The 23,992-nt window shown below is 60.4% G+C and carries 29 protein-coding genes, 1 tRNA gene and 1 pseudogene; 15 read left to right on the plus strand and 16 right to left on the minus strand.

Annotation, left to right across the window (positions count from 1 at the left end; translation table 11 throughout):
• Positions 1 to 48 precede the first annotated feature (48 nt).
• The 3 genes from LCF59_RS05310 to LCF59_RS05320 form a co-directional block, all read right to left on the minus strand.
• Positions 49 to 1,626 (minus strand): gamma-glutamyltransferase family protein, encoded by a 1,578-nt coding sequence (locus LCF59_RS05310; RefSeq protein WP_292286333.1) that lies wholly within the window; start codon positions 1,624 to 1,626, stop codon positions 49 to 51.
• A 335-nt stretch (positions 1,627 to 1,961) separates the two neighbouring features.
• Positions 1,962 to 2,390, minus strand: a complete 429-nt coding sequence (locus LCF59_RS05315) for an ATP-binding protein (protein WP_292286335.1) — start codon at positions 2,388 to 2,390, stop codon at positions 1,962 to 1,964.
• Entirely contained in the window at positions 2,371 to 2,709 is a 339-nt protein-coding gene (locus tag LCF59_RS05320; protein WP_292286338.1) for an STAS domain-containing protein, read from the minus strand. Before LCF59_RS05320 ends, LCF59_RS05315 begins: the two co-directional genes overlap by 20 nt.
• Before the next feature lie 167 nt (positions 2,710 to 2,876).
• Here LCF59_RS05320 and LCF59_RS05325 point away from each other — a divergent pair.
• From LCF59_RS05325 to LCF59_RS05340, 4 genes and pseudogenes are all read left to right on the plus strand, one after another.
• Positions 2,877 to 3,050, plus strand: a pseudogene (locus LCF59_RS05325) (hypothetical protein); the annotation flags it as partial.
• A gap of 42 nt (positions 3,051 to 3,092) precedes the next feature.
• Positions 3,093 to 3,548: a GAF domain-containing protein gene (locus LCF59_RS05330; RefSeq protein WP_292286340.1), complete on the plus strand. Its 456-nt coding sequence runs from the start codon at positions 3,093 to 3,095 to the stop codon at positions 3,546 to 3,548.
• Between the two features lie 289 nt (positions 3,549 to 3,837).
• Positions 3,838 to 4,461 carry a LysE family translocator gene (locus tag LCF59_RS05335; RefSeq protein WP_292286342.1) on the plus strand — a complete coding sequence of 208 codons (624 nt, stop codon included), beginning with the start codon at positions 3,838 to 3,840 and terminating at the stop codon, positions 4,459 to 4,461.
• Positions 4,462 to 4,618: 157 nt separating this feature from the next.
• Positions 4,619 to 5,263, plus strand: a complete 645-nt coding sequence (locus tag LCF59_RS05340; RefSeq protein WP_292286343.1) for an RluA family pseudouridine synthase — start codon at positions 4,619 to 4,621, stop codon at positions 5,261 to 5,263.
• Between the two features lie 108 nt (positions 5,264 to 5,371).
• On the opposite strand, the gene LCF59_RS05345 is transcribed toward LCF59_RS05340, so the two are convergent.
• A complete protein-coding gene (locus LCF59_RS05345; protein ID WP_292286345.1) occupies positions 5,372 to 6,811 on the minus strand; it encodes an aldehyde dehydrogenase family protein in 1,440 nt (479 codons plus the stop codon).
• A gap of 129 nt (positions 6,812 to 6,940) precedes the next feature.
• Here LCF59_RS05345 and LCF59_RS05350 point away from each other — a divergent pair, with 129 nt between their 5' ends.
• On the plus strand, positions 6,941 to 7,594 hold the full coding sequence (locus tag LCF59_RS05350; protein ID WP_292286347.1) for a peroxiredoxin: 654 nt from the start codon (positions 6,941 to 6,943) through the stop codon (positions 7,592 to 7,594).
• Positions 7,595 to 7,627: 33 nt separating this feature from the next.
• On the opposite strand, the gene LCF59_RS05355 is transcribed toward LCF59_RS05350, so the two are convergent.
• From LCF59_RS05355 to LCF59_RS05370, 4 genes are read right to left on the minus strand one after another with little or no spacing between them, the layout of a single operon-like run.
• Positions 7,628 to 8,575, minus strand: a complete 948-nt coding sequence (locus LCF59_RS05355; RefSeq protein ID WP_292286349.1) for an OmpA family protein — start codon at positions 8,573 to 8,575, stop codon at positions 7,628 to 7,630.
• On the minus strand, positions 8,547 to 9,119 hold the full coding sequence (locus LCF59_RS05360; protein WP_292286350.1) for a peroxidase-related enzyme: 573 nt from the start codon (positions 9,117 to 9,119) through the stop codon (positions 8,547 to 8,549). The genes LCF59_RS05355 and LCF59_RS05360 overlap by 29 nt, the downstream gene beginning before the upstream one ends.
• A complete protein-coding gene (locus tag LCF59_RS05365) occupies positions 9,088 to 9,852 on the minus strand; it encodes a GNAT family N-acetyltransferase (protein WP_292286351.1) in 765 nt (254 codons plus the stop codon). The genes LCF59_RS05360 and LCF59_RS05365 overlap by 32 nt, the downstream gene beginning before the upstream one ends.
• Complete coding sequence (locus LCF59_RS05370; RefSeq protein ID WP_292286352.1) at positions 9,849 to 10,571, minus strand: molybdopterin-binding protein; 723 nt, start codon at positions 10,569 to 10,571, stop codon at positions 9,849 to 9,851. The genes LCF59_RS05365 and LCF59_RS05370 overlap by 4 nt, the downstream gene beginning before the upstream one ends.
• A 46-nt stretch (positions 10,572 to 10,617) precedes the next feature.
• Here LCF59_RS05370 and sfsA point away from each other — a divergent pair, with 46 nt between their 5' ends.
• The 5 genes from sfsA to LCF59_RS05395 all read left to right on the plus strand — a co-directional run bounded on the left by sfsA (position 10,618) and on the right by LCF59_RS05395 (position 14,734).
• The gene (gene sfsA / locus LCF59_RS05375; RefSeq protein WP_292286354.1) at positions 10,618 to 11,334 is read left to right on the plus strand and encodes a DNA/RNA nuclease SfsA; all 717 of its coding nucleotides are present in this window, start codon (positions 10,618 to 10,620) and stop codon (positions 11,332 to 11,334) included.
• Positions 11,335 to 11,401: 67 nt separating this feature from the next.
• Positions 11,402 to 12,220: a type I methionyl aminopeptidase gene (gene map, locus LCF59_RS05380; RefSeq protein WP_292286356.1), complete on the plus strand. Its 819-nt coding sequence runs from the start codon at positions 11,402 to 11,404 to the stop codon at positions 12,218 to 12,220.
• Between the two features lie 167 nt (positions 12,221 to 12,387).
• Positions 12,388 to 13,473 carry a histidinol-phosphate transaminase gene (gene hisC / locus LCF59_RS05385; RefSeq protein WP_292286358.1) on the plus strand — a complete coding sequence of 362 codons (1,086 nt, stop codon included), beginning with the start codon at positions 12,388 to 12,390 and terminating at the stop codon, positions 13,471 to 13,473.
• Positions 13,470 to 14,381 (plus strand): prephenate/arogenate dehydrogenase family protein, encoded by a 912-nt coding sequence (locus LCF59_RS05390; RefSeq protein ID WP_292286360.1) that lies wholly within the window; start codon positions 13,470 to 13,472, stop codon positions 14,379 to 14,381. The genes hisC and LCF59_RS05390 overlap by 4 nt, the downstream gene beginning before the upstream one ends.
• 146 nt (positions 14,382 to 14,527) lie before the next feature.
• Complete coding sequence (locus tag LCF59_RS05395) at positions 14,528 to 14,734, plus strand: extensin family protein (protein ID WP_367273354.1); 207 nt, start codon at positions 14,528 to 14,530, stop codon at positions 14,732 to 14,734.
• Between the two features lies 1 nt (position 14,735).
• Here LCF59_RS05395 and fliP read toward each other — a convergent pair whose 3' ends face one another.
• From fliP to fliF, 4 genes are read right to left on the minus strand one after another with little or no spacing between them, the layout of a single operon-like run.
• A complete protein-coding gene (gene fliP, locus LCF59_RS05400; protein ID WP_292286376.1) occupies positions 14,736 to 15,464 on the minus strand; it encodes a flagellar type III secretion system pore protein FliP in 729 nt (242 codons plus the stop codon).
• Between the two features lie 3 nt (positions 15,465 to 15,467).
• On the minus strand, positions 15,468 to 15,761 hold the full coding sequence (locus LCF59_RS05405) for a FliM/FliN family flagellar motor switch protein (RefSeq protein WP_292286377.1): 294 nt from the start codon (positions 15,759 to 15,761) through the stop codon (positions 15,468 to 15,470).
• Positions 15,754 to 16,356, minus strand: coding sequence for an ABC transporter ATP-binding protein (locus LCF59_RS05410; RefSeq protein WP_292286378.1), 603 nt, complete (start codon positions 16,354 to 16,356; stop codon positions 15,754 to 15,756). The genes LCF59_RS05405 and LCF59_RS05410 overlap by 8 nt, the downstream gene beginning before the upstream one ends.
• Positions 16,353 to 17,945, minus strand: coding sequence for a flagellar basal-body MS-ring/collar protein FliF (fliF, locus tag LCF59_RS05415; protein WP_292286379.1), 1,593 nt, complete (start codon positions 17,943 to 17,945; stop codon positions 16,353 to 16,355). Before fliF ends, LCF59_RS05410 begins: the two co-directional genes overlap by 4 nt.
• Positions 17,946 to 18,067: 122 nt before the next feature.
• Between fliF and fliL the strand changes: the two genes are divergently transcribed.
• From fliL to LCF59_RS05435, 4 genes are read left to right on the plus strand one after another with little or no spacing between them, the layout of a single operon-like run.
• Positions 18,068 to 18,565, plus strand: a complete 498-nt coding sequence (gene fliL / locus LCF59_RS05420; protein WP_292286380.1) for a flagellar basal body-associated FliL family protein — start codon at positions 18,068 to 18,070, stop codon at positions 18,563 to 18,565.
• Between the two features lie 8 nt (positions 18,566 to 18,573).
• Positions 18,574 to 18,933: a hypothetical protein gene (locus tag LCF59_RS05425; protein ID WP_292286381.1), complete on the plus strand. Its 360-nt coding sequence runs from the start codon at positions 18,574 to 18,576 to the stop codon at positions 18,931 to 18,933.
• Positions 18,930 to 19,538, plus strand: a complete 609-nt coding sequence (locus LCF59_RS05430) for a hypothetical protein (protein WP_292286382.1) — start codon at positions 18,930 to 18,932, stop codon at positions 19,536 to 19,538. The genes LCF59_RS05425 and LCF59_RS05430 overlap by 4 nt, the downstream gene beginning before the upstream one ends.
• Before the next feature lie 23 nt (positions 19,539 to 19,561).
• The gene (locus LCF59_RS05435) at positions 19,562 to 19,846 is read left to right on the plus strand and encodes a hypothetical protein (protein WP_292286383.1); all 285 of its coding nucleotides are present in this window, start codon (positions 19,562 to 19,564) and stop codon (positions 19,844 to 19,846) included.
• 66 nt (positions 19,847 to 19,912) lie between these two features.
• Here LCF59_RS05435 and LCF59_RS05440 read toward each other — a convergent pair.
• Positions 19,913 to 19,989 (minus strand) — tRNA-Arg (locus LCF59_RS05440).
• A gap of 130 nt (positions 19,990 to 20,119) precedes the next feature.
• Here LCF59_RS05440 and LCF59_RS05445 point away from each other — a divergent pair.
• Positions 20,120 to 21,142 (plus strand): LacI family DNA-binding transcriptional regulator, encoded by a 1,023-nt coding sequence (locus LCF59_RS05445; protein WP_292286525.1) that lies wholly within the window; start codon positions 20,120 to 20,122, stop codon positions 21,140 to 21,142.
• 49 nt (positions 21,143 to 21,191) lie between these two features.
• Here LCF59_RS05445 and LCF59_RS05450 read toward each other — a convergent pair whose 3' ends face one another.
• From LCF59_RS05450 to LCF59_RS05460, 3 genes are read right to left on the minus strand one after another with little or no spacing between them, the layout of a single operon-like run.
• Positions 21,192 to 22,178 (minus strand): ABC transporter substrate-binding protein, encoded by a 987-nt coding sequence (locus tag LCF59_RS05450; protein WP_292286384.1) that lies wholly within the window; start codon positions 22,176 to 22,178, stop codon positions 21,192 to 21,194.
• A gap of 30 nt (positions 22,179 to 22,208) precedes the next feature.
• On the minus strand, positions 22,209 to 23,057 hold the full coding sequence (locus LCF59_RS05455) for an ABC transporter permease (RefSeq protein ID WP_292286385.1): 849 nt from the start codon (positions 23,055 to 23,057) through the stop codon (positions 22,209 to 22,211).
• Positions 23,054 to 23,986, minus strand: a complete 933-nt coding sequence (locus tag LCF59_RS05460) for an ABC transporter permease (RefSeq protein ID WP_292286387.1) — start codon at positions 23,984 to 23,986, stop codon at positions 23,054 to 23,056. Before LCF59_RS05460 ends, LCF59_RS05455 begins: the two co-directional genes overlap by 4 nt.
• Positions 23,987 to 23,992 lie beyond the last annotated feature (6 nt).

Here is a 23,992-nt window from a genome sequence, read left to right on the forward strand (position 1 = left end):
GCGGTTTCGAAACCGCTTGGGACGGCATTTCGAAATGCCGTCCCCCGCTCAATACCCAATCGCGCACCCGTCCTTGCGCGGGTCGGATGCCCCTTCCAGCACGCCGCTTTCATGGATCAGGATGGCCTGCGCACCGCCGATGGCAACCTCCGGCGTCTCGATCTCATGCCCCATCTGTGCAAGCGCCGTGCGGACATCGTCGCCGTAGCCGCGCTCCATCATCAGCTTTCCGTTCTCTGCGAAACAGCGTGGCGCATCCAATGCGGCCTGCGGATCCAGCCCGTAATCGGTCATGTTGGTGATCGCGCGCGCATGGCCTGTCGATTGGTATTGCCCGCCCATCACACCGAAGGGCATGGACACGCGGCCTGCATCCCGCAGCATCCCCGGAATGATCGTGTGCATCGGCCGCTTGCCGCCGCCGTACTCGTTTGGATGCCCGTCTTGCAGCGCGAACCCGGCGCCGCGGTTCTGGAACAGGATTCCGAATTTCTCGGATGCGATGCCCGACCCGAACCCGTGGAAGATCGAATAGATCAGGGAAACCGCCATCCGGTCCCTGTCTACCACGGTGATATAGATGGTGTCCTTGTGCACCGCTTCGCTCAGCGCCGCAGGCCCCGGCATTGCGCGCTTCGGGTCGATCAGCGCCGCCAGCCGCTTTGCCGTGTCCATGGACAGCATGTGATCGAGCCGGGTCATGTGATCGGGGTCAGCCACGAAGCGGTTACGCGCGTCATAGGCCAGCTTGGTCGCCTCGGCCTCGATATGCGCGCGCTGCGCCCCGAACGGATCCATCGCGGCAAGATCGAACTGCGACAGGATATTCAACATCAGGATCGCCGTAGCCCCCTGACCGTTCGGCGCATGCTCAAGCAGCTCGCGCCCCTTGTAGGTCCCGCTGATCGGCGCCCCGATCGTGGCTTCGGTCGCGGCGAAATCCGCCGCCGTGTGCACGCCGCCCAGCGCATTCAGCGTGGCCAGCATATCTTCGGCAACCTCGCCGGTGTAAAACCCGTCACGTCCCTGTTTGGCGATCCGCTTCAACACATCGGCCTGCCCCGGCAAGCGGAACAGATCGCCCCGCGTCGGCGTCCGGCCGTTGTCCAGGAAATGTGTTCGCGCATGACCCTGCAAAAGACCCGCGCTCTGGCTCCAGTCCCAGGCCACGCGATCCGCCACAGGCAATCCGGCCTCCATGAGGTGAATGGCCGGGGCCAGGCTGCCAGCCAGGCCCAACCGTCCCCAGCGGTCCGACATGGTACAAAATGCATCAACCGCGCCGGGGATGGTCACCGCCTCCGGACCGTGCAGCGGCACCGCGTCCAGTTTCCGCGCGCGCAGATCTTGTGCCTGCGCCGCCGCCGGAGCGCGCCCTGATCCGTTCACCCCGATGACATCGTCGCCTCCCGCAGGCGAGACCAGCGCAAAGCAATCCCCGCCGATCCCGGTCATCGCCGGTTCTGCCAACCCGAGGAGGACCGCACCCGCGATCGCGGCATCCACGGCATTCCCGCCACGCCTGAGGATGTCGATGGCCGCCGCTGCTGCCACGGGATGCGACGTGGCACACATGCCGTCTGTTGCCATCACCGCGGACCGGCCCGGCATCTGAAAATCACGCATTGGAGACCCCCCTATCAGTTGCGGCCACAATAGGCAGGCAACCGGTCAGGTCAATCGCATCATCAAGCAAGGAGGGGGGTGAGTACCTCGACGCCGCACGCTGGGTGGGGGCTGTTGATGGCGCGACGCCGAGGTGAAGCTATTAGCAGCTACCCTTGCAATATCCCCTCAAACCACGACCAAAGTTCGGAGCGAATACGGCCTTATTGCGACCTTTGAGGAATTTCGCGCAACAGAACCCATTGGAAGAGCGTGATTATTTCAATTTCGAAGACAAGGCTGCCAAAATTGCAGCCATTGGACCTGCGCCCGCGCAATCGAAACCCAGGACACCCTCAGATGTCCAGGATAATGGACAACCGATTCTGTCCGCCCTCGCGCAGATACCCGATGTCGCGCACCAGCGCCCGGATCAGCAACCAGCCATATCCCCCTTCGCTCAGATCGGAGGGGTCCGGCGCCGTGCCATCCGTCACCCGGCCAAACGGCAGCGCCACCCCCCAATCCACGAGCGTCACGCGCAGCACGGAGTCGGTCAATTCCAACCGCAGCGCAACGGCTCCCAGACCATAGGTCGGATACGCATGTTCCGCGATATTGTTGAGCGCTTCCGCCACGACAATCCACAAATTTTCTTGCGCCGTTTCGGCCCGCGTCCCCACCAAAGCCATCTGGATCCGCGACAGGATTTCCGGCGTGACGGGGTCGAGCGCCGGCAGGCACAGTTGCAGCAAGAGGTCGGCGTCAGCGTTTCTTTGTGCCAATTGCCTGATCCGCCGTCTCGTGGATCGCAAACACCGTGTCCATCCGTGTCAAGCGAAACACCTTTTGAACGATCGGCTGCAATGCCGCGAGATCAAGGCTTTGCCCCGGGCGCAATTGCTTCATCGACGCGACAACCGCGCCAAGACCACTCGAATCGATAAATTCCACCTGTTCGAGGTCGAGGATGAACCGCCCCTCTTGTCGAAGTGTCAGATGACGCATCTCCTCCTTGAACTGGAGCGCGACGGGCGCATCGATACGCGGGGCGTTCACCCGGATGACGGTGGCGGTGGGATAGGTGTCGACGTGCAGGTCCATAATGCCTCGGGGGTTTGTTGCGCCGGTCACCCTAGACGCCAATCCTTACCATACGGTATGCAAACCCAAGACGTTTAAACGAAAGACCAGGTGCCTGATGTTGCAATCACTGGTGCGGCATGGACTCTACGACAAATGCGCCATACCTGCTGTCAAAGTTGCGCAATTGCGCACGGATCGGGCACGGGCCGGTGATCGGCGCCTCGGGCGCGCGGATCATTGTCACATTGCTCAACGCGCTTGAAACGCGGGGTCTGACGCGCGGCATTGCCGCGATTTGCATGAGTGGCGGCGAAGGCACCGCGATCGCAACCGAACGGCCTTTTTTCTTTTGGGGCTGAAAACAACTTGGGGACGTGGGGCGGGCTCCCGCGCGGGGCAACATGACGGATTATCCAACGCTTGCAAAAACGATTGCGTCTCTCACCAAGGGTGAAACCGACGCGGTCGCTCTCATGGCCACGGTCGTTTGCGAAGTGCATCATTCAGATGATCGCTTCGACTGGACAGGCTTTTACCGGGTCACAGGCCCGCAAATGCTCAAGATCGGCCCTTATCAAGGCGGTCACGGCTGCTTGCAGATCCCCTTTTCGCGCGGCGTTTGCGGCGCGGCGGCCCGTTCGGGGGAAATACAGCTTGTCCCGGATGTCGGCTCCTTCCCCGGCCATATCGCCTGCGCGTCAAGCACGCGGTCGGAACTTGTTTTACCGGTCTGGAATGCAAAGAACCGCCTGTTGGGCGTATTCGATATCGACAGCGACCAACCCGATGCGTTCGCGCCCGCGGATGCCGATGCCCTCGCCGATATCCTGAAATCGGTCTTTGCGCCCGTTGCATGACCCTGGCACAGAGGTCCGACACGCCAACCGTTGCAAAGAGCGCGTTGTCGCGGCACGGCGAATACCGCTTTGGGTGCGTGCTGTATCACGGGACACGCGTCTTGCTTACCCGGCGGGCCGCTGCAAGACTGATCGCATGAAACCAGCAGACCGGCCTTCGAGCCGCCATCCGATAACGGCGACGGAACGTCTTCGGACGCTTGGACGCGATGCACCAAGGCGGTCCTTGCAATATCAAACGGCCACGATCGATGCGGGCTCTCCCGCGCGATCCAACAGGAGCTGATCCATGCTCGAGCTTGCCGCCGCGATCCCGCCCCTGACCTATATCACCCTCATGGGCGCGGCCCTGCTGCTTTATATCACGCCGGGGGCCGACATGATGTTCACCCTGGCCAGCGGCCTGCGCGGGGGCGCGCGCTCCGGCATCGCCGCAGCGGCGGGAATCGGCTTCGGGGTCATGGGACATGTCCTCATCGCCGCCGCCGGCCTTGCCGTTCTTCTGGTCACCTACCCGATCGCCTATGACGTGCTGCGCTACGCCGGGGCCGCTTACCTGCTCTGGCTGGCCTGGCACAGCTGGACCGATACCACCGACCCGGCCCGCCGACACGGCCGTGGCGACACTTGGCGCGCCCTGCGCCGAGGCTTTCTGACCAATATCCTCAACCCGAAGGTCGGCCTCTTCGTCCTGGCTTTCCTGCCACAATTCGCCGATCCGACCATCGGCCCCATCTGGCAGCAAATCCTTCTGCTCGGGACATTGCTGGCGCTGGGAGAGCTTGCCGCTTACTGCCTGCTCGGGGCCTTCGCTGGGTTCCTCGCCAGCCGCCTCACCCGGGCGTCCCGCCGGCTCAACAAAGCCGCCGCGCTCGTGTTCGGCGGGCTTGCCCTCCGTCTTGCCCTCGATTGACAGTCCGCGCCTTGTTCAGAACAAATCGTGCCCCGAAAGCCGCTGATCGACAAGCGGCGATGTGATCAACCGGGAGGGAACGCTTGTGCCCCGTTCCTGTTTTCGTCCGAAAACAGGAATGCTTGTCCCGCCTCTACAAGCTGCGTAGACCCGCATCATGACCGATTACACGCCACCTGACACGCCATTGGATCTGCTTTACGCGGACCACGAGATCCTCGTTGTCAACAAGCCGGCAGGCTTGCTCTCTGTACCTGGCAAGGGAGCCCAGCTGGCAGATTGCCTGATTGCCAGGCTGGAGGTGGCCTATCCGCAGGTTCTGCTGGTGCATCGGCTGGATCGGGACACATCAGGGGTGATGGTTTTTGCGCTCACGGCCCATGCGCAGCGGCATCTGGGGCTGCAATTCGAGAAACGGTACACGAAAAAAACTTACCTGGCGCGCGTGGCGGGGCGATTGGCGCGGAAAACCGGAACAATCGATCTGCCTCTGATCGTGGATTGGCCGAACCGGCCGCTGCAGAAAGTCGATCACCAAGCCGGAAAACCGGCGCTCACCGAGTGGCGGGTGATGCGGGCGTCGGATGCAGAAAGCCGGGTGCAGCTCTACCCGCGAACCGGGCGCAGCCACCAGTTGCGGGTGCATATGTTGGCGCTTGGGCATCCGATCCTTGGCGATCCGCTTTATGCGCCCGAAACAGCGGAGGCCTATCCGCGGATGATGTTGCATGCGCTAGAATTGCGGTTTCGCCATCCGGATGGCGGTGCCGGTGTCAAATTCCGGGCAAAGCCGCCGTTCTGACTGTTTTTGGGCACCGACGCGTCCGATCCGCGCAGCCAGAGACTGCGCGGATAGCATATCTGGAAAGAGAAGACGCAAGAACTCTGCGCCTTTTCAGACCCGTCCCGATCACTCGGCGGCCCAGCCGGAGACCGCCTTGACTTCAAGAAAGTCCTCTATTCCCCAGACGCCGCCTTCGCGGCCATTGCCCGATTGCTTCATGCCGCCGAACGGCGCGCCGGCCGACCGGCTTTGACCATTCATCTCAACCATGCCCGCGCGCAATTGGCGGGCCATGCGGTGGCGCCGGGCGTCATCCTGGGACTGAACATAGTTGGTCAGCCCATAAACCGTGTCGTTGGCGATCTCGACCGCGTCTTCCTCGGTGTCGAATTTCAGGATCGACAAGACCGGGCCGAAGATCTCCTCGCGCGCGATCGTCATGTCGTTGGTGACATCGGCAAAGACCGTGGGTCGGACATAGTAGCCCTTGTTCAGACCTTCGGGGCGGCCGGTACCACCGGTGACCAACCGGGCGCCTTCGTCGATGCCGGTCTGGATCAGGTCCTGGACTTTCTGCCACTGCATTGCATTGACGACCGGGCCGATATGGCGGCCTTCCTGCGCGGCGGGGCCAACGCTGACCTGTGCAGCGATCTCGCCCGCTTCTTCAACGACACGATCATAGATTGACGCTTCAACCAGCATGCGGCTGGGCGCGTTGCAGGACTGGCCGGTGTTGTTCATCATGTGCAACACACCGCGTTTGACAGCCTTTTCGTCGGCATCGGCGAAGATCAGGTTGGCGCCCTTGCCGCCCAGTTCGAGATGAACCCGTTTGAGCGTGTCGGCGGCGGATTTCGAGATCAGCTTGCCTGCCCGCGACGAGCCAGTGAAGCTGACCATGTCGATATCGGGATGCGCCGAAAGCTGACTGCCAACACCAGCGCCATCCCCGTTCACGAGGTTGAACACCCCCGGCGGGAACCCGGCCTCATGCACCATTTCGGCGAACAGAAGGGCATTGAGGGGGCTTTCCTCGGACGGTTTCAGCACCATCGTGCAGCCCGCGACGGCAGCCGCGCCGACCTTGAGCGTGACCTGGTTCATCGGCCAGTTCCACGGCGTGATGAGCGCGCAAACGCCTACCGCCTCGTAGATGATCCGATCGTTCGGCGCGTGATCGCCAAGGGGGCGATCGAAGTCGAAGGATTTGGCGGCGTCGATGAAGTTCTGCAAGTGGAACGCGCCGGCGCCGGCCTGGCTGGTGCGGGCAAGATCAACGGGGGCGCCCATCTCCATGCTGATGGCCTGCCCCATATCCGTGCTGCGCGATTTGTAGATGTCGAGCAGTCGTTCCAGGCAACCGATGCGCTCGGCGGGCGGCGTGGCCATCCAGCCGGGCAATGCGGCTTTTGCGGCGGCCACGGCGGCATCCGTATCGGCTGCACCACCCAGGGAAATCACCGCGCAGGGTTCCTCGGTGGACGGATCGATGACGTGGTGCTCCCGACCCTCCATGCAGTCCACCCATTCGCCGTTGATGTAGAACTGGCGTTTCTCGATCATCTGTGTATCTCCCTGTCGAGGATTTCAGACGACACTGTGTCACCCCCCAAATGGGGTCGCAAGGGGTGCAAACATCAGATGCTCTGCATATGTAAATGACGACTGAAACCTGCAAAAGGAGGCGATTTCATGAGCCTGCGCATCAATGACGAAATTCCGAACCTGACCGTCGAAACCGACCAGGGCACACTGCAATTGCATGACTGGATCGGCGATAGCTGGGCCATCCTGTTTTCGCATCCAAAGGATTTCACCCCCGTCTGCACCACCGAATTCGGCGCCGTGGCGCAACTGGCCGACGAATGGGAAAAGCGCGGCACCAAGGTGATGGGTATTTCCGTCGACGGTGTCGAAGACCACAAGAAATGGAAGGGCGACATCGAATCGACCTCCGGGTCCAAGGCGGGCTTTCCGATCATCGCCGACGAGGATCTGACCGTGGCCAAGGCGTTTGACATGCTGCCCGCCGAATACGCGCTGCCTGATGGCCGCACACCGGCGGACAGCGCCACCGTGCGCGTGGTGTTCATCATCGGGCCGGACAAGAAGCTGAAGCTGTCGATGACCTATCCGATGACGGTGGGTCGGAACTTTGCCGAAGTGCTTCGGGCGCTGGACGCGCTTCAGACCTCGGCGCGGGAGAACGTGGCGACGCCGGCGAACTGGACCGTGGGCCAGGACGTGATCGTGCCGACCTCGGTCAGCGATGCGGACGCCATCGCCAAATATGGCAAGATCGATACCGTCCTGCCGTACCTGCGCAAGGCCAAGCTGGCGTCTTAAGCCCACATCGGGCGGGGCCGCGTTCGGCCCCGCTTATTCGGCCGGGGTCAGAACCGCCTCGACCCGGCGGTTCGCCTCGCGTCCGGCGACCGTAAGGTTCGTGGCACGGGGCGACAGGTAGCCGACCCCGTCAGATAATACTTGCGTCGGCGCCACCCCACGCGAGACGACGTAAGCGCGGACCGCTTGGGCGCGCTTGCGCGACAAGGCAACATTGGCCTCGAGCGATCCCGTGGCATCGGTATGGCCGACAAACGTGATCTGGCGTTCCGGGTTGGACACCAGATAGGACGCCACCGCATCCAGAGATTGTACCGGGCCACCGCCAAGCGCGGCTGCGCCGCTCGCAAAATCGAGATCGGCCAGAACAACATGGCCCGCACGTTCCAGTTGGGCCACCACATCACCCACCTCTTCCGGGATGGCCATGGCAGGCGCATCCGTGACCGATATGGCGGGACGTCCCGGTGGGCCAACCTCGATCAGTTGCACGAAAACGGTTCCGCCGTCACGGCTGACGAGAAGGCCAAGCGCCTGTGTCGCGTCCGCGGACTTGGCCGAAAGGAAGCGATAGTCCGTAAGATCGACATACATGTTCGGTGCCTGCAGGACGTCGATACCAAAGCGGAAGTCGAAGCCGCCACAATTGCGCGCGATACACTCGAAGATGATTTCAAAGCCGTCCTCCTCGAGCTGGTCGCGGATCGGAAGCATAACCTGTCCGGTTGTGATGCCCGCGCCGGAAACACGCCACGCCGTGCGCCGCACTTCGCCTTCCAGCGTTGCTACCGGCACGCCCTTGCTCTCGGTCCAGGGCGCGATGGGAAGATCATAACTGCCCGCGGCTGTGACCCGCGACACGGTCTCCCGCGCGCCGATGGGCAGGGCCAGCTCAAGCGCTGCCACGGGGCTGGACACGGCCAGCAGAGCGGCAAGCCCCAGTGCCGCCCGGTCAGCGCGACTGAGCGTGATACTCGTCATTGGGGCGCATATCGGTGGCACTGGCCACGCGGTTGGTCATGTTGAAGAAGGCGGCAACGGTCACGATGTCCCAGATGTCGCGATCGGAAAAGCCCGCCTCGCGCAGCGCCGCGCGGTCGATCTCGGCAACTTCGGCGCTGGTTTTCGTGACCTTCTCGGCAAAGGCCAACATCGCACGCTGGCGGAGATCGAGAGCCGCCACGCGCCAATTCATCACGAGCATTTCGCCCAGTTTCGGATCACCGGATAACGCACGCACGGCAGCACCATGCGCGGTGAGGCAATAGAAACATTTGTTGATCGAACTGACGACCACCGCGATCATCTCGCGCTCCAGTTTGCTCAGCCCGCTGCCAGCGAGCATCAGGTCGTTATACATCGCGGTGAAGGCGTTGAGCTTGTCGATATCGAAGGCATAGGCGCGCAGCACGTTAGGCACCATGCCCAGCTTGTCCTGACAGACATCGAAGTAGGCTTGCGTCTCCGGCGGGAGCGGTTCCGCGATCGGCAGGTTAAGTGCCGTCGGACGTGTGTCTTTGGTCATGCGGTTTCGCTCGTGTTGGGCAAATGCGGTAGTGGTACTGTCCCACAACCTGCATGCCGAGGGAAGCGTAGAGCCCATTGGCACCGTCGTTTGCCTGTGTGCAAAGCACGCTCATCCAAACCGCCCCATTGGCCTTGGCCCAATGCGCCGCCTGCCGCATGATCCAGGCTGCGAGGCCCTTTCGCCGATTTTGCGGCGTGATTTCGAGCGCGTGCGCCATCGCGATCCCCTCCCAAATCGCGCAATAGGCGGCGCCGGCGGGTTTGTCGTTGATCCGTCCGAGCAGGCCCGTTTTGGGCGCGTCAGCCCGGTCCATCACGGCGATTCGGTCGCGGCCGATGCCACCGGTGGCCCAAATGTCACGCATGATCGCCAAAGGTTCCCATACAGCGAAGGCGGTGACGCGGGGCACGGTTTTGTCCGTCAAACGATCGATCGGGCAGAGCCAAAGATTCACCGGATCGACGATCTTGTATCCGCGCGCGTCCAACGCGGCGTCCAAGGCCGTTTCGCCCGCGCGGATCATGAACAATGCATCCTGCCCCAGCATCCGCATCGCGGTTTCCGCCGCTGCCAAATCCTCTTCACGCCAATCACCAGCAGCCGTCGCGGCACTGACCCGCTTTCCACCTCCGGCCCCATTGCGCAGTATCCACGGACCAGCGGGCAGCCTGTCGGCCGGGGGCCATGTCGCCTCTGTCACGGCGTACAGGGTCTGGATGTCGGGTCTCACACGCCAAACATGTCGACCAGCCGCGACATCGCATGATCCACTTGGCCGCCGTCGGTGCCGCGCACGACAACATTCGAGCCATACGCGCCGTTCTGCTGAAAAGGGTAGGACCCGAACGACAGATCGGGAAATTCCTGCGCGATCTGGGCCAATGGACCTGCGATATCGCCTTCGCCGCGATCCACGCGCAGGGTTTGCGACAGGATCGGCGCACCGCCTGTCAACGTTGGAATGACACTGGCGACCATCGCCTGGAAAACCGTCGGCACGCCAGCCATGACATGCACGTTGCCGATGGAGAACCCCGGCGCGACAGACACCGGATTTTCGATCAGTGTCGCCCCATCGGGGATGCGCGCCATACGCTTGCGGGCATCGTTGAACTCTTTGCCGCTGCTGGTGTAATAGGCTTGAAGCAGATCGCGGGCGTCGTCGCGCACGTCAATGTGCACACCGAAGGCTTCCGCAACGCAATCGGCGGTAATGTCATCATGCGTTGGCCCGATACCACCCGAGGTAATGACCGTGCCATATCTTTCGCGCAGGTCGGTCAGGGCTGACACGATGGCCGCCCGGTCATCGCTGACAATCCGCACCTCGCGCAAGTCGATGCCCACTTTCGTCAGCTCCTGCGCCAGGTGGTGCATGTTTGCGTCACGCGTGCGGCCCGACAGGATTTCGTCGCCGATCACCAGCATGGCCGCGCTTGGATTGGGCATGTCTGTCTCCTTGAACCTTCATTTTTGTCAGGTATAGGCGGCGACCATGCGCTTTCAAACCCCTCTTGTTCCCGGTGTCCTGGTCCGACGGTACAAACGGTTCCTGGCCGACGTGACCCTTGAGGATGGGCAGCAGGTCACGGCGCATTGCGCCAATCCCGGATCGATGACGGGACTGGCCGTTCCAGGGAGCCGGGTGTGGCTGGAGCCGAACGACGATCCGAAGAAAAAGCTCAAGTTCGGATGGCGGCTTGTCGAACATGGCAACGGTCATTTCACCGGGGTCGATACGGCGGTCCCGAACCGGATGCTGCGCAGCGCGCTCGAGGCGCAAGAGGTGCCGGGTCTGACCGGTCATGACACCCTGCGCGCCGAGGTGCCCTATGGCGAAAAGAGCCGGATCGATTTTCTCCTGTCGCAAATCGGCCTGCCGGACACCTATGTCGAGGTGAAATCCGTCACCCTGATGCGCCAGACCGGGCTTGCCGAATTCCCTGACAGCGTCACGGCGCGCGGTACGAAACATCTGCACGAGTTGACTGAAATGACCCGCCTTGGCCACCGCGCCGTCATGCTGTATCTCGTGCAACGCACCGATTGTGACCGCCTGACGCTGGCCCGTGATATCGACCCGGCCTATGCAGCTGCCTGGCTGCGCGGGACGCGGGCGGGCGTCGAAACCATCGCGATTGGCTGCAAGATCACACCCGATGCGATAACGCTCGGTGACCCAATGCGGATGATCGCGCCTGAACCTGCGTGAAACCGCCCTCTGGCAAAATCCGGTTCGGCGGTCTAATACTCGCAAAAAATACTATCGGAGTTCGACCTTGTTTACCAATGCTGACGGTCGCCTGACACGCGAAGGTATCCGCATTCACGAGCCGTCCGATTTCGCCGGGATGCGCAAGGCCGGAGATCTGGCCGCGCGCATTCTTGATGATGTGGCGGACTTGATCGATGTGGGGCAAACAACAGAAGCCATAGATGATTTCATCCGCATGCGGGTTGAAGACGCCGGCGCAACCTCGGCCACGATTGGCTACAAGGGCTATCAGCACGCGAGCTGCATCAGCGTGAATCATGTTGTCTGTCACGGCATCCCCGGCGATAAAAAGCTGAAAGACGGCGACATACTGAACATTGACGTGACGGTAATCGTCGATGGCTGGTTTGGCGACACAAGCCGCATGTATGTTGCCGGCAAGCTGAGCCGCAAGGCTGAGCGGCTGATCCAGGTCACACACGACGCCCTGTTCCACGGGATCGAGGCTGCGAGGCCGGGCAACACCTTCGGCGACATCGGCCATGCGATCCAGACCTTTGTGGAGGCGAACCGCATGTCCGTGGTCCGCGACTTCTGCGGTCATGGGCTTGGCCGGGTGTTCCACGCGCCGCCCAACGTCCTGCATTACGGGCGCGCCGGTACGGGCCCGCGGCTCGAAGAGGGCATGTTCTTTACCATCGAACCGATGGTCAACCTGGGACGCCCTGAAACCAAGGTGCTTGCCGATGATTGGACCGCTGTGACACGCGACAAATCCCTGTCCGCACAATTCGAGCATTCAATCGGGATCACTTCTGACGGGTGCGAGGTGTTCACCCCGTCCCCTGCGCAGCGGTTTCATCCGACATATCGGCAAAGCTGATCACGCTGGGGCACCCAAGCGCCCTGGCCACTGGACAGCTGCGTTCGGGTGCCGTCCAAATCCGCCCGTCTCGGGCGTCCGGGTTGCTTTAACCCAAGACTGGGTTGGTTTGTCGCTTTCCCTTGGCCGGCAGCACCGCTAAACCGTTGGGCATATCGGAGGCACAGATGACCAAGATCACTCCACAACCCGGCATCATGGATATCGCGCTGTATGTTGGCGGAAAATCCCATGTCGACGGCGTATCCAACGTGGTGAAACTCAGCTCGAACGAAAATCCGTTCGGGCCAAGCCCGGCTGCGCAGGAGGCGGTGCGCCGGTCCGTTCTGGACCTGCATAGATATCCGTCCACCGACCATGCCGGCCTGCGCACGGCCATTGCCGAGGTGCACGGATTGGAGCCCGACCAGATCATCTGCGGCGTTGGCTCGGACGAGATCATCACCTTCCTGTGTCAGGCTTATGCCGGGCCGGGTGACGAGGTGATCCACACCGAACACGGCTTCGCGCTTTACAAGATCTGTGCCCTGGCCGCCGGGGCCACCCCGGTCGAGGTGGCCGAGCAGGAGCGCGTCACCGATGTAGACGCGATCCTGTCTGCATGTACGGACAAGACGCGGCTGGTGTTTGTTGCCAATCCGAACAACCCGACCGGCACCATGATCGGTCTGGCCGAGGTTGAACGTCTGGCCGAAAACCTGCCACCGCAGGCCTTGCTGGTTCTGGACGGGGCCTATGCCGAATTCGTCGATGGCTATGACGGTGGGGCCAAGCTTGTTCATGCGCGGGACAATGTCGTGATGACGCGCACATTTTCGAAGATCTATGGGCTGGGCGGTCTACGCATCGGGTGGGGCTATGGCCCGCGAGACGTCATAGATGTGCTCAACCGCGTGCGTGGCCCATTCAACCTGTCCGGCACCGCACTCGCCGCGGCCGAGGCGGCTGTGCGGGATACCGCCTATGTCGAAAAATGTCGCCTCGAGAACACGCGCATGCGCAGTTGGCTGGCCGAGGCGCTTGCCGAACACGGGGTACCGTCCGACACGTCCATGGCGAACTTCATTCTTGCCCGGCTCTCCGATGAAGCCGAAGCAGACGCCTGTAACCTTTACCTCCAGAAACAGGGTCTGATCGTGCGTCAGGTCGGGTCGTACAATTTGCCCAACGCCTTGCGTATCACCGTCGGAGACGAGGCGAGCTGCCGCCGCGTGGCGCATGCAATCGGCCAGTTCAAGGCAGGTCCCCGATGAGCCCGATTTATGACCGCGTGGCCCTGATCGGGCTGGGCCTGATCGCGTCGTCAATGTTCTGGGGGATGAAGCGGGACGGGCTTGCCGGTCACGTGACCGGCTATGCGCGCAGCTCCGAAACGCGCGACACCGCGCGTCGGATCGGCCTGTGCGACACGATCTGTGACACCGCGGCCGAAGCCGTAAAGGACGCGGACCTGGTTGTGCTGGCCGTGCCGGTCGGTGTCATGGGCCAGGTCGCAAAGGAAATCGGGCCGCATCTCAAACCCGGCGCCACGCTGACCGATGTCGGATCGGTCAAACGGCAGGTGATCGAGGACGTGTCGCCACATATTTCCGAAACGGTGCATTTCGTTCCGGCGCACCCGCTGGCCGGGACCGAGCATTCCGGGCCCGAATCAGGGTTCGCCAGTCTTTTTGACAAGCGTTGGTGTCTGCTTGTGCCTCCCGAAGGCACCGATTCCGCGGCGATCGACAGACTGGGCCAGTTCTGGGAAGGATTGGGATCGTTCACCGACGTGATGGAGCCAGACCATCACGATCTGGTGCTTGCCGTGACCTCGCATTGTCCGCACCTCATCGCCTATACCATGGTCGGCGTTGCCGATGATCTGCGTCGCGTGACCGATAGCGAAGTGATCAAGTATTCCGCCGCAGGTTTCCGGGACTTCACGCGGATTGCCGCGTCTGATCCGACCATGTGGCGGGACGTGTTCCTGACGAACAAGGACGCCACTCTCGAGATCCTCGGCCGCTTCACAGAAGAGTTGTTCGCGCTTCAGCGGGCGATCCGACAAGGCGATGGTGCGTTCCTGCATGAGTATTTTACACGCACCCGGGCAATCCGACGTGGTATCATCGAAGCGGGGCAGGACACGGCGGCTCCCGACTTTGGGCGCTCAAGATAAAGAAATGGCATGCGGTTGATCAGTGCCTTGGTTTGTACTGGTGACCGTATCCCACGCGTGTCTGGCGGGTCCTGAAACCTCATTGAGACCACAGGCACGCGCCGGGCGCGAAGATCAGTGAACACGGCAAGGGCCGCGCGGCCGACATCACGGGCTTTCAGTTGCGGGATGGGACCCGACTTACCTTGCTGCGTGATTGGGACCGGCGCGGAACCGGCTCGATCCTGTGCAAGATGCACGACCGCGCCTGCGGGGTTTTTGGCACGGTCCTCGGCCCGGAGTCGAACCGCTTCCACCGGGACCATTTCCACTTTGACACCGCAGGCTACCGCAGCGGATCGTTCCGCCGGTGATCTATTGGTAGGACCGCACAAGGCTTTGCGCGACCAAGGCCCAGCCATTCGCCACCACGAAAAACGCCAGCTTGAACGGCAAAGACACGATCGCTGGTGGAACCATCATCATCCCCATCGACATGAGGACCGCCGCCACCACCAAGTCGATGATGAGGAACGGCAGGAAGATCATGAAACCGACCTGAAATGCGCGCGACAGTTCGGATAGCAAGAAAGAGGAAACCAGAATTGAAAGAGGCGTGTCAGCATTGGGCGGCTCCAGGATCAGATCGCTCCTGAGCTGTCCGAGTATCGCAAATGTATCGGGATCGACCTGCGCCGCCATGAACACGCGAAACGGCTGGAACCCCCGTTCAAACGCCTCTTCGGTGCCCAGCTCATCATTCAATAGCGGATCAATCCCGAGGGCCCAGGCATCGAGAAGGACAGGTTCCATGACAAAGAAGGTCAGGAAAAGCGCGATGCTCACGATCAGCATGTTCGGCGGTGATTGCTGAAGACCAATAGCCTGCCTCAAGATGGACAAAACCGTGATGATGAATGGAAAACATGTCACAGTGATGACGATTCCCGGTGCGATGCTCAGCACGGTGACCAGCGCGATAAGTTGCAGGGTGGTCGCCGTGACCGACCCGCTCTCGCCAAAGTCGAGCGAAAAGCTCTGGGCCGAAGCAGAGCTTCCCACGAGAAGGCCGATCAGCAGCGTCAATACCAGAAACTGTTTCACCGTCTAATCACTTGAAGCGCCAAAGTCATTCACATCGATCAACCGCACGCTCAATTGCCCGTGCTGTTCTGCCGAGTCGTTGATTTCCAGGACACCCGTCCCGATCAGACGATCACCGACATAAAGTTCGACTGGATCCTCGACGCGCTTGTCGAGCAACAAAACAGATCCTTCTTCCAGTTGCAGAAAATCGCGCACCAATGGGCGCGCGCGCCCAACAGAGACCGTGACTTCGATTGGAACGGTCGTGAAGGTGGCGTCCGTTTTGGTATTTGACGACTCTTTCAGGTTATCCATGTGCGCGACGCTCCGTCTGATCGTAAAGGACCGCATGAACGGCATCGGTGATCTGTCTCGACACATCGGGGAGGTCGATGGACATTTCTTTGCCGCCCAAACGAAGCTCGGCCTGACCCTCCGAAAGCAACGGTGCCTCCGTAACTGTCACTGGAAGGCTGCAAGACGCTGCATTCACCAGATGCGAGACCTGATCCACCGCACCGGTGGCGACCGAAATTTCGACCTGCGTCGTGCCCATGTCGCGTGCAATCTGGGATAGCTGGTCTACCACATGTCCGCCCAGGGTATCCCGCGCCAAGACGGGCAGCATCTTTTGCAGTATTTCTTCAAACAGCGGTGTCAGATTCGCCAATACCTGCGCATGAACCTCATGATAGGTGAAGGAGAGGTCCTGCAAATTCTGCGCCAACCCCTCGGACACATGCGCGACGTCCTCTTCCTTTGCCTTGATCGCGTCATCCCATCCGGCGCGATACCCTGTATCGAATGCCTCCAGTCGCTCTGTCTCGAGCATTTCATCTGAAACGGCCGCTCGACGGGAAGTGGGCGCTGGTGTGCCAAAATTCTCAAGAAAGGTGCTCAGAGTGGTCATCGCAGATCCTCGGGATTGGGTTCGTCCAGCCAGCTTCGCAGGACCTCTACAGTTTCGTCTCGCCGGTCCTCGATCAGTGATTTGAGACGCCCCACAGCATCCGCCGGCGCGGCAGTGCCGGACTGGTTCGCCTGATCGGCAACAGCAGGCAGATTGACCTCGCCGTCATCAGGTTCGATCGTACCGCTCAGAACCGGCAAGTCAGACGACAGGTCTGCATTGTCAGGCGCAGGCAAACCGTCAGGACGCGAAGACGCCAGCAACAAGGGACGAACGACGAACAGCCCCAGAACGATTGAAACGATAGCCAGAACAGCGATCTGGAAAAGTGACATCCTGTCGAACTGACCAACGAACCAGCCCGGTTCCGCTGGCAGGGTGCCACGAGGTTCCACCGGTTCAAAAGACAACGACCTAAGAGTGATGACGTCACCCCGCGCCTCGTTGTAGCCCACGGCGGATGCAACCAGATCCCGCAAGGCCGACAGTTCCTCATCCGGCACTGGGACAAAACTCTGCACACCCTGATCGTCGACCTCGGTCTTTCCGTTCACCATGACAGCCACGGTGAGCCGTTTTATTGCACCGGGAGCTTTTATGATTTCCCGTGTTGTTTGTGACACTTCGTAATTCAAGCGCTCACGGGTTTCGCTGCTCTTTCGCGTCTCGGTTTCACTCTCGTTCGCATCTCCATCCGGAAGGTTGGATGCAACCGTCACTGCGCCCGGCCCGGTGTTTTCCGATTGATCAGATCGTTCCTCGCTATCAGAACTTATGACGAATCTGCTGTCAGGATCAAACCTGCGCTCTGTTATGGACTCGGTGTCAGTGACTGCATCCACGCTGACTTCGACAACGGCGTTTCCCGGGCCGACCCGCGCTTCGATCATTCGCAACACACGTTCGCGCAGGGCTTCTGTCCGGTCCTGTTCGCTGGCGGCGCTGAAGCCCGGGCCGTCGTCCGACAAAAGTCCTGACTGAGCGTCGATCACCGAAACCTCAGCAGGCTCGAGTCCCGCGACAGCCGATGCCACAAGGTGCCGTATCGCCTCGACTTTCGCGCGATCAATCGTCCCGGCCCGCGCCGTCACATGGACTGACGCGCTTGGCGCAAGATCACGTCTGAACGGGTTCTCACTTCCGGTGGCAATGTGAACCCGCGCATTTCCGATATCGGGCGACGCGACAATGGTCCGCGCCAATTCTCCTTCCTTCGCACGTAAATAGGCGGCATCAAACATTTGCGATGTCGTGCCGAAACCGGTGAGCGAATCAAGCAATTCGTAGCCCTGCCCAGAGCTTGCAGGCAGCCCTTCGCTAGCCAGCGTCAACCGAAGTTCATCGCGCGCCGCATCCGATACGAACACCGATGTGCCACGCACCTCGAATGCTGCTCCGCGCTGCTGCAAGGCCTGAACCACCTCGCCCGCCGCCTCCGGTTCAAGGCCGGAATAAAGAAGCGCCATCCGTGGCTGCGTGACAAGACGCGACATGCCGACAACCGCGAGAAAGATCGCGAGCGTCGCGCCGACAACGACCATTTTTCGCATGACGGTCAAATTTCGCCAGACTGGAAATATTTGCTGCACCGATACCCTCCGAAGTCAAAACACTCTGTTTCGTTGACAGGGTCGTTATTGCCGCATCGCGTTAACAATCGGTTAGTGCCTGATCGCTAAGTACGAGACCACAGATTTGGAAATGGGTACATATGGCGGCTGCTGAACAAATGGAATCCGACGCCAACGTATCGGACAGGAGTCCATCTAAGATTTGGCTTATACTGTCCGTGCTTCTCTGCGTTGTTGGCGGCGCTGCGGGTTATTTCGGCGTCTCGAGCGGACTTGTCCCGTTTGGCGCATCCGAAACACGCGACAGATCAGCGGCACCGGCGCCGGTGGAGCGGCCGAATGTTGCATTCGTGGACATTCCAACGCTGGTCATCACTTTGCCTCCGGAAGCACAGAACGAGCACCTACGTTTTGCGGGTCAAATTGAAGTGCCGTCGAAATACAAAAGCGACGTCGAATACCTGATGCCACGTATTCAGGACATGATGAACGGCTACCTGCGCGCTTTGACGGTCGAGGATATCGAAGGTCCCGGTGCATTGTTCAAAATAAGGCTGCACATGTTTCGGCGGATCATCATGGTGGTCGGCCTGGGCAAAGCCAACAGCCTGCTTGTGACAGAATTTATCTTGAAATGAGGGAATCAATGGATCTGGTCGCGGATATCCTCCTTGTCGCGGGCGCACTGGGCGCCGGACTGTACTGTTTTGTTCTGGCACGTCGCCTGTCGCGGTTTACTGACCTTGAAAATGGCGTCGGTGCCGCGGTCGCTGTGCTGTCGGCGCAGGTGACGGACCTTCAACATGCGCTCGATTCTGCGCAAAAGACCGCCACCCATTCGAGCGACAGCCTCGAAGACCTGACAACCCGCGCCGAAGATGCGGCGAAGCGGTTGGAATTGATGGTGGCGTCTTTGCATGATCTCCCGCCATCTCCGCCGGGGGTCGAAAAATCATCGGTGAAAAATGGGCCGGTCTTCTCGCGTCACGGAGGAAACTCACAATGAAGGCAACAAAGATACCCTCCGGGAAACGAAAGAAAAGAACATCAAAAGGTACCCTCACCATCATTGGCGCACTGCTTCTCATGTCCGCCACACTGCGGTTGGCAACCGAAGCGGGACAAGTGATCGCAAGCGAAGACATTGGCGCCCCGACCACAGAAAATGGCCGCCAAGCGTCGATGAGGGATTTGGCGCGTCCAGAGCAGATGGATGCCGCGATTGAAGCCATCAAGGCGCGCGAAGCCAAGTTGATCGACCGCGAAGCCGAAATTGATGAACGCGAGGCCAGCGTTTCGCAAGCCGAGGCAACAATCAAAGCCGAATTGGAAAAACTGAAGACCGCAGAGGAGAACCTGAAGCGAACGATTGAACAGGCATCTTCCGCATCCGAAGACGATATTTCCCAATTGACCGATGTTTACGCCACGATGAAACCCAAACAGGCAGCGGCCCTATTCGAGCAGATGGATTCGAATTTTGCTGCGGGGTTCCTTGCCCGGATGGCCGCGGACAATGCTGCGCGTATCATGGCAGGGATGACACCGGAAAAGGCCTATGAGATCAGTGTCGTTCTGGCTGGTCGCAATGCCGATATACCGCTTGATTGATTGCATTCCAATTTGACATAGGAATGCGTGACGGCAATCAGCGACAGCCAAAAACGTGCCGGAATGCAGTGGCCAACGATCCAGATTTATCCCAAGGACAACACAAAATGCGGCATTGCCGAGCGGCAGATGTGCAGATTTTATATGGGGCAGAATACCAAAAAGGTAGCGTTGGCGAAAGCTATCATGCTTTCAACGGTCCGTCCCGGCACTTGTCGGGTCTGGGTGGTTCCAGCCAGCATTTACCTGAGATTTCGGCCATCGCCCGCAGCAACATGGGAAAAAGCGCCTTTGGCATCAGCGTCTGACGACGCGCACAAATCGGCCGACGCTCTGTTCGTGACGTAGGACAACGATGTTATTTCAGGCAATTTTGGCGATCCCGGCAGGATTCGAACCTGCAACCTGCCCCTTAGGAGGGGGCTGCTCTATCCAGTTGAGCCACGGGACCGTCCAGCATCGGCATAGCGTCTGGACGCGCCGTTGTCATCTGCCAGATCGAATTTTCATCACCTCCGCAATTGCTTGCTGGTGCGTCAAAGATGGGGATAATGTCCGGCAACAGTATTGGGATGATGCCATTGGCCAGTGACGATACCCGACCTCTTACCCTTCGCGATGTGTCCGAAGCCTCGGGAGTGTCAGAGATGACGGTCAGCCGCGTGCTGCGCAATCGGGGCGATGTTTCGCTCGCAACCCGCGAGAAAGTACTGTCGGCGGCAAAATCGCTTGGTTATGTGCCGAACAAGATCGCGGGCGCTTTGGCAAGCCAGAGGGTCAACCTGGTCGCGGTCATCATTCCAAGCCTGCGCAACATGGTTTTTCCAGAGGTCATGTCTGGCATCAGCGCCGTTCTGGAGGAGACCGAATTACAGCCTGTCGTCGGTGTCACCGATTACCTGCCGGAAAAAGAAGAACGCGTTCTTTACGAGATGCTGTCGTGGCGCCCATCAGGCGTGATCATCGCGGGGCTGGAACATACGGACGCGTCGCGGGCGATGTTGCGGGCCAGCGGGATCCCGGTGGTCGAGATCATGGATGTGGACGGGACGCCGATCGATTCGGTGGTGGGCATTTCCCACCGGCGGGCCGGTCGCAAGATGGCCGAAGCGATTTTGAAGGCCGGATATGAAAGGATCGGTTTTCTAGGCACCAAGATGCCGCTAGATCACCGTGCACGAAAGCGGTTCGAAGGGTTCACCGGCGCTTTGGCGAAGAACAGGGTGGAGGTTGCGGATCAGGAGTTTTACTCGGGTGGGTCCGCTCTGGCCAAGGGCGCAGAGATGACCAAAGCGATTCTCGACCGGGATCCTGATTTGGATTTCCTGTATTATTCCAACGACATGATCGCGGCCGGCGGGTTACTGTCACTGCTCGAAAAGGGCACGGAGATTCCCAACAAGATCGGGCTTGCGGGGTTCAATGGCGTTGAATTGTTGGAAGGTCTACCACGTCAATTGGCAACGATGGATGCCTGCCGGACCGAAATTGGGATCAAGGCCGCAGAGATTATTTCTGACCGGGTCAACACCCGAGGCACAGATGCCGCCAAGGTCGTCGAATTGACGCCGAAGATCAGCTATGGAGATACTCTGCGAAGATGAGAGGAAGGGCCTCAAAGGGCCCTTCTTGTGTTCCGTTTGGCAATACGCGTCAGTTCAGCGCATCGGACACCTCGTGCGTCCAAGCAGAATTGCCGGGATCGGCGGTAATCACCGGGTCCGATCCGCCGGCCAGCAGGGTTTCGACCGTGCGCTCAAAATCTTCCGGGGCCAAGGCGCCGTTCGATCCCGCGGTCAGCTTGGCCACTTCGTCCATCATGCGCTTTTGGTGTTTTTCGGACTGCGCGCCGGTCTCGTCATATTCGAGAACGATCATCGCCGCGTCATCCGGGTTTTCCTCGGCCCATTTCCAACCTTTCATCGACGCGGCCACGAAGCGTTGCATCTTGTCGACAAACTCAGGATCGTCCAAGCGGTCTTCGAGAACGTAAAGCCCGTCTTCCAAGGTCGCGACACCCTGATCTTCGTACTTGAAGGTTACCAGCTCATCCGCGCTGACACCGGCATCGATCACCTGCCAGTATTCGTTATAGGTCATTGTCGAAATGCAGTCCGCCTGGCGTTGCAACAGCGGATCCACGTTGAAGCCTTGTTTGAGCACCTCGACACCGGACTCGCTCTTGCCATCGGTGGAGATGCCCATCGCGCTCATCCACGACAGGAACGGGAATTCGTTGCCGAAGAACCAGACCCCCAGCGTGCGGTTCTTGAGGTCGTCCGGCGTTTCGATCCCCGCATCTTTCCAGCAGGTGAGCATCATGCCAGAGCTTTTGAAAGGCTGTGCGATATTGACCAGGGGCAGGCCCTTTTCCCGCGCAGCCAGCGCGGCAGGCATCCACTCTACAGTCACATCGGCCCCGCCTCCGGCAATCACCTGCGTTGGCGCGATGTCCGGGCCGCCGGGTTTGATCGTCACATCCAGATCGGCCTCATCGTAATAGCCGTTTTCCAACGCGACGTAATAGCCCGCGAACTGAGCCTGCGTGACCCACTTCAGTTGCAAAGTCACGTCATCTGCCGCCCAGGCCGGCGCCGCCAGTCCTAGTGCAGCCGCGATACCAAGTAGTTTCGTCGTCATGGTTTACCTCCAAGTTGGCATTTTCATTTTTCAGGTTTGGCGATGCGACGGATGCCAGAACGTCGCTCGCCGTTCGATCCACGCGACGAGCCCGTAGAACGCCGTCCCGGCCATGGCCGCGACCGCGATCTCGGCCCAGACCAAGTCAATCGACAGGCTGCCGACGCCGGTCGAAATGCGAAATCCCATACCCCGCGTGGGAGACCCGAAGTACTCGGCAACGATGGCGCCGATCAGGGCAAGTGTTGTCGCGATTTTCAGACCATTGAACACGAACGGAAGCGCGGCAGGCAGGCGCAACTTCACCAATGTGTCGAAATAAGTCGCAGCATAGGTACGCATCAGGTCACGCTGCATGGCATCCGTTTCCCGCAAGCCCTGCACCGTATTCACAAGGATCGGGAAAAACACCATGACGACGACCACCGCCGCCTTGGACTGCCAGTCAAAACCGAACCAACTCACAAGGATGGGCGCGATGCCGACGATGGGCAGGGCTGCCACGAAATTTCCAATCGGCAAGAGCCCCTTTGTCAAAAACACGGATCGGTCTATCAGGATTGCTGTGAAAAAGGCCGCCAGCACGCCGATCGCAAAGCCGGACAAGGCGCCTTTCAGAACGGTTTGGCGGAAGTCCTGCCACAGGATATCGGTCGAGTTGGCAAATGTCTGCGCCACGTCAGACGGCGCCGGAAGGATCACAGGCGACACGCCAAAACCCCGGACGATGCCTTCCCACAGCATGATCAATGTCAGGCCGAAGAGAGCAGGAATGGCCACCCGCACAACCTTACTATTGCGCCACCGCGAATTGGCCAAGACCGCGTTGGCGGCCCATGCAGCGATCCAGAACGCAAGAGCGAACAGCAACCAATTCATGCCTGCATCCCCATCCGTCGCAGCGTGACCCTTTGGGCAAAATCCAGAAACGTCACCAAGCCCCCGGCCAATATCGCGGCCGCGAAGAGCGCGGCCCAGATCGCGAGCGGCGTGCCGAACTGGTCCCCGATCAGGATACGGGCTCCGAGGCCGGAAATGGCCCCTGTCGGCAATTCACCGACGATTGTTCCGACCAGAGCAGCCGCGATTCCGATCTTGAGCGACGTGAACAGGTACGGCATGGACGCCGGCAAGCGAAGCTTCAGAAACACATGCAGGCCCGACGCCGAGTAGGTGCGCAACAAATCGAGCTGCGCCGCACCCGGCGAGCGCAATCCCTTCACCATGCCCACCAACACCGGGAAGTAGCACAGATAGGCCGAGATAATCGCCTTGGGCACGCCGCGCCCTTCTATCCCGACCTGGCTGGATAGAACGATGATCATCGGGGCGAGGGCAACGATCGGAACTGTCTGGCTGATGATCGCCCAAGGCATCAGGCTCATGCTCACAACGCGGCTATAGACAATCGCAATTGCCCCGGCCATTCCCAGCACGATCCCGAGGAAAAACCCCCAGAGCGTCGATTGCAGCGTGATCCAGCCGTGATAGATCAGCGATCGTTTCGACATTGCTCGCCCGCTGAGCGCCATCTCGCCCGTGGACTTCCAAAGCTCGCGGCCAACCTGCACCGGCGTCGGCAATCGAGGACGATCAAGGCTGTAGCCTTGGGCGACGTGACCGGGGTTGTCGATCATCAACCGCCAGATCGGCTGTTCGAAACGGTCAACGGATGCCGGTGGCACCACCTCTGCTCCGGACCTTTCCGCCACGTCCAGCGCGCCACGGAGGTTCATCGGTGCCACGGCAGCGTACCAGATCGCCACGATGGCGGAGAGAACCGCCAGTATGGGCAAGCTGTTCTTCATACGGCG

Source organism: Marivita sp. (assembly GCF_020055675.1).
GTDB lineage: Bacteria > Pseudomonadota > Alphaproteobacteria > Rhodobacterales > Rhodobacteraceae > Marivita.